Source organism: Citrobacter sp., assembly GCF_050252275.1.
GTDB classification, from domain to species: Bacteria; Pseudomonadota; Gammaproteobacteria; order Enterobacterales; family Enterobacteriaceae; genus Citrobacter_A; species Citrobacter_A amalonaticus.
Genome location: NZ_JBFWLF010000280.1, coordinates 1 through 6,037, shown reverse-complemented (window position 1 = coordinate 6,037; position 6,037 = coordinate 1). Strand labels below are relative to the sequence as shown.

At 56.8% G+C, this 6,037-nt stretch carries 4 protein-coding genes; 2 read left to right on the top strand and 2 right to left on the bottom strand.

From position 1 onward, the window contains the following. Nucleotides 1–450 precede the first annotated feature (450 nt). Together purH and purD are read left to right on the top strand one after the other, a co-directional pair. On the top strand, nucleotides 451–2,040 hold the full coding sequence (gene purH / locus AB7E14_RS19285) for a bifunctional phosphoribosylaminoimidazolecarboxamide formyltransferase/IMP cyclohydrolase (protein WP_044256817.1): 1,590 nt from the start codon (nucleotides 451–453) through the stop codon (nucleotides 2,038–2,040). An 11-nt stretch (nucleotides 2,041–2,051) separates the two neighbouring features. Then, complete coding sequence (purD, locus tag AB7E14_RS19280; protein WP_044326879.1) at nucleotides 2,052–3,341, top strand: phosphoribosylamine--glycine ligase; 1,290 nt, start codon at nucleotides 2,052–2,054, stop codon at nucleotides 3,339–3,341. On the opposite strand, the gene zraR is transcribed toward purD, so the two are convergent. Next, nucleotides 3,338–4,663 (bottom strand): sigma-54-dependent response regulator transcription factor ZraR, encoded by a 1,326-nt coding sequence (zraR, locus tag AB7E14_RS19275; RefSeq protein WP_058587261.1) that lies wholly within the window; start codon nucleotides 4,661–4,663, stop codon nucleotides 3,338–3,340. The two genes, purD and zraR, sit on opposite strands and share 4 nt — an antisense overlap. Further along, the coding region (gene zraS / locus AB7E14_RS19270; protein WP_428169809.1) for a two-component system sensor histidine kinase ZraS at nucleotides 4,660–6,037 on the bottom strand (1,378 nt) is incomplete at its 5' end. The genes zraR and zraS, both read right to left, overlap by 4 nt.

The following is a 6,037-nucleotide window of genomic DNA, read 5'->3' as shown; positions in this document are numbered from 1 at the left end:
GGTGGCGTATATTACGCTTTCCTCTTTCAGAGTCAACCCTGATTTTCAGGATTTTTCTCTTCAACCGAACCGGCTGTTTGTGTGAAGTGATTCACATCCGCCGTGTCGATGGAGGCGCATTATAGGGAGTTCCCGAGCATCCGCAATAGAAAAGTTGCAGAAAAATGACTGACTGCTGCATTCCCCAGCAAAACCCCGCCTTATACCCTTTTACACACAGACTTATCCACAGTCGTCGGGATCTTTGAGCGGATCTTCCCTGCCGTTAACGATCTATATAGAGAGAAAATCAGAACCAGAATCGAAAAAGAAAAATTCGCGAGCGTTGCGCAAACGTTTTCGTTACAATGCCCCCGCAAAACAAGGATGCCCCGTTAGGGGCGTTAGCTAAGTTTTTCACGAAAAATTCAGCTAACGCTCTCTGTTATCGTCAAATCCAGGGGATTTACCATGCAACAACGTCGTCCAGTCCGCCGCGCTCTGCTCAGTGTTTCTGACAAAGCTGGTATCGTCGAATTCGCCCAGGCACTTTCCGCACGTGGTGTGGATCTGCTGTCGACAGGGGGCACTGCCCGTCTGTTAGCAGAGAAAGGTCTGCCGGTGACCGAAGTTTCCGATTACACCGGTTTCCCGGAAATGATGGATGGACGCGTCAAAACCCTGCATCCTAAAGTACACGGCGGCATTCTCGGTCGTCGCGGTCAGGATGACGGGATTATGGAACAGCACGGCATCGCCCCCATCGACATGGTGGTTGTTAACCTTTATCCGTTCGCCCAGACCGTTGCCCGCGAAGGCTGCTCACTGGAAGATGCTGTAGAGAACATTGACATCGGCGGGCCGACAATGGTGCGCTCTGCCGCAAAGAACCATAAAGATGTCGCAATCGTTGTAAAGAGCAGCGACTACGACGCCATTATTAAAGAGATGGATGCCAACGACGGCTCTTTGACCCTCGATACCCGTTTCGACCTCGCGATTAAAGCCTTCGAACACACCGCCGCTTACGACAGTATGATTGCCAACTATTTTGGCAGCATGGTTCCGGCCTATCACGGCGAAAGCAAAGACGCCGCGGGTCGCTTCCCGCGGACGCTGAACCTGAACTTCATTAAGAAGCAGGATATGCGCTACGGTGAAAACAGCCACCAGCAGGCTGCCTTCTATATAGAAGAGAACGTACAAGAAGCCTCCGTTGCAACCGCTCAGCAGGTTCAGGGCAAAGCGCTCTCCTATAACAACATCGCCGATACCGACGCCGCGCTGGAATGTGTGAAAGAGTTCAGCGAGCCAGCCTGCGTTATCGTCAAGCACGCGAACCCATGCGGCGTTGCCGTAAGCACCTCTATTCTGGATGCCTACGATCGCGCCTACAAAACCGACCCAACATCTGCCTTCGGCGGCATCATCGCCTTTAACCGCGAACTGGATGCTGAAACGGCGCAGGCCATCATCTCCCGTCAGTTTGTCGAAGTGATCATCGCTCCATCAGCGACCGATGAGGCGCTGAAAATCACCGCTGCCAAGCAAAACGTGCGCGTTCTGACCTGCGGTCAGTGGGCTGAGCGCGTGCCGGGCCTGGACTTCAAACGTGTTAACGGCGGTCTGCTGGTACAGGATCGCGATCTGGGTATGGTCACTGCCGGTGAGCTGCGCGTGGTGACGAAGCGCCAGCCGACCGAACAGGAACTGCGCGACGCGCTGTTCTGCTGGAAAGTCGCGAAGTTCGTTAAATCCAACGCCATTGTTTACGCCAAAGAGAACATGACTATCGGTATTGGCGCAGGCCAGATGAGCCGCGTCTACTCCGCTAAAATTGCCGGGATCAAAGCCGCGGATGAAGGTCTGGAAGTGAAAGGTTCCGCGATGGCGTCCGACGCCTTCTTCCCGTTCCGCGATGGTATTGATGCTGCTGCCGCTGTTGGCGTGAGCTGCGTGATCCAGCCAGGCGGTTCCATCCGTGATGATGAAGTCATTGCCGCCGCTGACGAACACGGCATTGCGATGATCTTCACCGACATGCGCCACTTCCGCCATTAATGGAGCGAAACATGAAAGTATTAGTTATCGGAAACGGCGGGCGCGAGCACGCTCTGGCGTGGAAAGCCGCTCAGTCACCAACAGTGGCAACCGTATTTGTTGCACCGGGTAACGCCGGCACCGCGCTGGAACCGACGCTGCAAAACGTCGCGATCGGCGCAACCGATATTCCGGCACTGCTGAACTTTGCCCAGAGTGAAAAGATTGACCTGACGATCGTCGGCCCGGAAGCGCCGCTGGTGAAAGGCGTGGTCGATACCTTCCGTGCGGCGGGCCTGAAAATCTTCGGTCCAACCGCAGGCGCGGCACAACTGGAAGGTTCCAAAGCGTTCACCAAAGATTTCCTTGCACGTCACCAGATCCCGACGGCCGAATATCAGAACTTTACGGAGATCGAACCAGCTCTCGCTTATCTGCGTGAGAAAGGCGCGCCGATCGTCATTAAGGCTGACGGTCTGGCTGCCGGTAAGGGTGTGATTGTCGCAATGACGCTGGAAGAAGCCGAAGCCGCCGTACATGATATGCTGGCTGGCAACGCGTTTGGCGACGCGGGTCATCGCATCGTGATTGAAGAGTTCCTCGACGGCGAAGAAGCCAGCTTTATCGTGATGGTCGACGGCGAGCACGTCTTGCCGATGGCGACCAGTCAGGATCATAAGCGCGTAGGCGATGGTGATACCGGCCTGAACACCGGCGGGATGGGTGCCTATTCTCCGGCGCCGGTGGTGACGGATGACGTCCACCAGCGCACGATGGAACGCATCATCTGGCCAACCGTCAAAGGCATGGCGGCAGAAGGTAACACCTATACCGGTTTCCTGTATGCCGGTCTGATGATCGACAAACAGGGCAATCCGAAGGTGATCGAATTTAACTGCCGCTTTGGCGATCCGGAAACCCAGCCCATCATGCTGCGTATGAAATCCGATCTGGTTGAGCTTTGCCTTGCTGCCTGCGAAGGCAAACTGGACGAGCAAAAATCAGAGTGGGATGATCGCGCCTCGCTTGGCGTGGTGATGGCAGCGGGCGGTTATCCTGGCGATTATCGCACCGGCGACGTGATCCACGGTTTGCCATTGGAAGAAGTGGCAGATGGCAAAGTGTTCCACGCCGGCACCCGACTGGACGATAACGAGCAGGTTGTCACCAGCGGTGGTCGCGTGCTGTGCGTCACTGCGCTGGGGGATACGGTGGCAGAGGCGCAGAAACGCGCCTATGCCTTAATGACCGATATCCACTGGGACGACTGTTTTTGCCGTAAAGACATCGGCTGGCGCGCCATTGAGCGTGAACAGAACTAACGCGACAGTTTCGCCAGCAGCGTCTTTCGCGTAATCCCTAGCTGACGGGCGGCTTCCGTTTTGTTGCCGCCCGTTTTTTCCAGCGCCGCCAGAATCACCTCTTTTTCGACTTCCACCAGCGGCTGAATGGCCTGTTCCGTCATGAGCGGCAGGGGCTGACTCGCAATCGCCAGCGGCAGCTCGCGCTCAGAAATATACTCTCCGGTCAGCAGGACCACTGAACGCTCAATTGCATTTTCCAGCTCACGGATATTCCCCGGCCAGTCGTAGTGAATCAGCAGATCCATCGCCCGTGGGGTAAACCCTTTCACCGCCTTACGGTTACGTTCAGCAAACCGCTGGCGAAAGTGGTCAGCCAACAGGGGGATATCTTCCCGCCGCTGACGCAGCGACGGCGTTTCAATGGTCACTACGTTCAGGCGATAGTAGAGATCCTGACGAAAACGTCCGGCCTGCACCTCTTGTGCCAGATCGCGATGAGTCGCGGCAATCAGGCGGACATCGACCGAGATCGTCTGGTTGCTGCCCACACGCTGAACTTCGCGTTCCTGAATCGCCCGCAGTAACCGCACCTGCATCATCGGCGAGATATCACCAATCTCATCAAGAAACAGCGTGCCGCCATCGGCTTCGACAAAACGCCCTTCCCGGCGCTTGTCGGCACCGGTAAATGCGCCTTTTTCATGACCGAACAGCTCAGATTCCAGTAGCGACTCGTTGAGCGCCGCGCAGTTCAACGTTATCAGCGGTTTGTCGCTCCGCTCACTGCAGGCATGCAGCGCGCGCGCCACCAGCTCTTTCCCGGTGCCAGAATCTCCATGAATCAATACCGTTGCATCGGAAGGCGCAACCATCGCAATTTCACTCAGCAGTTGCTGCATCGCCGGGCTTTCGCCGACCATCCCAAACTGCGAGGCGGAAACTGACGGCAGCTCGCTGGCGGATGCTCGCGTATGCGCCAGCGCGTTTTCCAGCGTCGTTTGCAGATTGTCAAAATCCAACGGTTTGATTAAGTAATCCTGCGCGCCGGTTTTTAGCGCCTCTACCGCCGTCTCCACGCTGGAAAACGCCGTCATGATCAGCACCGGAATTGCCGGGTTCAGCGTCTTGATCTCTTTCAGCGTTTCGATGCCGTCCATCTCCGCCATGCGTACATCGCACAACACGAGATCAAAGACGTGTTCACGCACCTGCTCGAGTGCGGCTCGTCCGCTGTAGGCCAGCGCGACGTCATAGCCCCATCCTCGCAGGAGTGCCTGTAAAATAGTGCAGTGGCTGACGTCGTCATCCACTACCAGAATATCGATCTTTGCGCGAATCATCCTTGTGAATCCTTACGTGTTAACGTCACCGGGAGCCAGAGGGTGAACGTTGCGCCTTTACCTGGCAGGCTATCCGCCTGGATCGTCCCGCCATGCTGTTCAATGATGTTCTGTACCACCGCCAGCCCCAGTCCCGTACCGTCCGCTTTCGTCGTGAAATAAGGGGTGAAAATGGCGGCCAACTGTTCCGCCGCAATCCCTTTCCCGCTGTCTGCAACGGTGATTTTAACGCGATCGGCTCCGCTTGTGCTTGCCTCAACGCGGATGTTTCCCTGCCGATCGATGGCATGAATCGCGTTCAGATAAAGATTCAGCAACACCTGCGTCAGCCGGTCCGGGTCAGCCTGAATGGGCGGCAGTGCAGGGTCAGACACAAAATGCAGCTCAATCGCCCGGCTCTGCGCGTCCTGGCTGACCAGTTGCAGAGAGTGGTCAATTACCGCATTGAGATCCACCGACTGCAAGGACAAGTGCGCGGGCTTCACCAGTTCCAGCAGTTCACTGACCACCCGGTTTAAACGATCGGCCTCTTTCGCCATCACCTGCGCCAGTTCATGCGCTTCACCGCCCGCTGGCGCGCGTTCAGCAAAGTACTTTGCCAGTCCTTTGATGGAAGAGAGCGGATTTCGAATCTCATGCGCGACGCCTGCGGCCAGATGCCCGATCGCCACCAGCTTCTCTTTACGGTTCATCTCATCCTGCAACAGCTGGCGAGAACGCAGGTATCGCCGGTACCAGAAAAACGTCAGGAGGGTCGCCAGCAGCACGGTGATCAGCGCGAAAAGCATAATCAGCGTATTACGCCACTCACGCGCCTGCGTCACGGCCAACTCACTGGCATCAAAGGCGATAAAAATGAACTGATGAGCAGAACCCGGCATTGCGCCATTACCACGCGACATCCCGCGCATCCCGTGTCGTCCAGGGAAAAACAGCGGCTGGAACTGACGATAGATCTCCAGCGCCGGAACGCTCTCCCCTTGCGCATCCGTCGCGTCAAGCGCACGCCAGCGCGCCTCTTCTCCTGGGTGTAATGTGTGCATCTCTGCTGGCGAGTAGAGCGTTTTCCCGACCAGGGCAGGATCGCTGTGCATGACAACGTTGCCCTGCGCATCGGTCACGGCAAACCACAGCACGCCTGGCTGCCCCGCCATCTCTTCGAGCAGCGTTTGCTGCTGAGCATGATGCATCCGCATGCCCATCCCGACGCGCGTCCCCGACTCCAGTGCACGGATTAGCACACTGCCTTTTTCCAGCAGCGTCTGCCGCGCTGCGTCACTTTCACGCCCGTAATCGCGGATCACCATCACGGCAAATAGCCCAACCAGAATCAGTATGATGGCGGGTAGCACCCCGCTCAACCATCGGGCTACC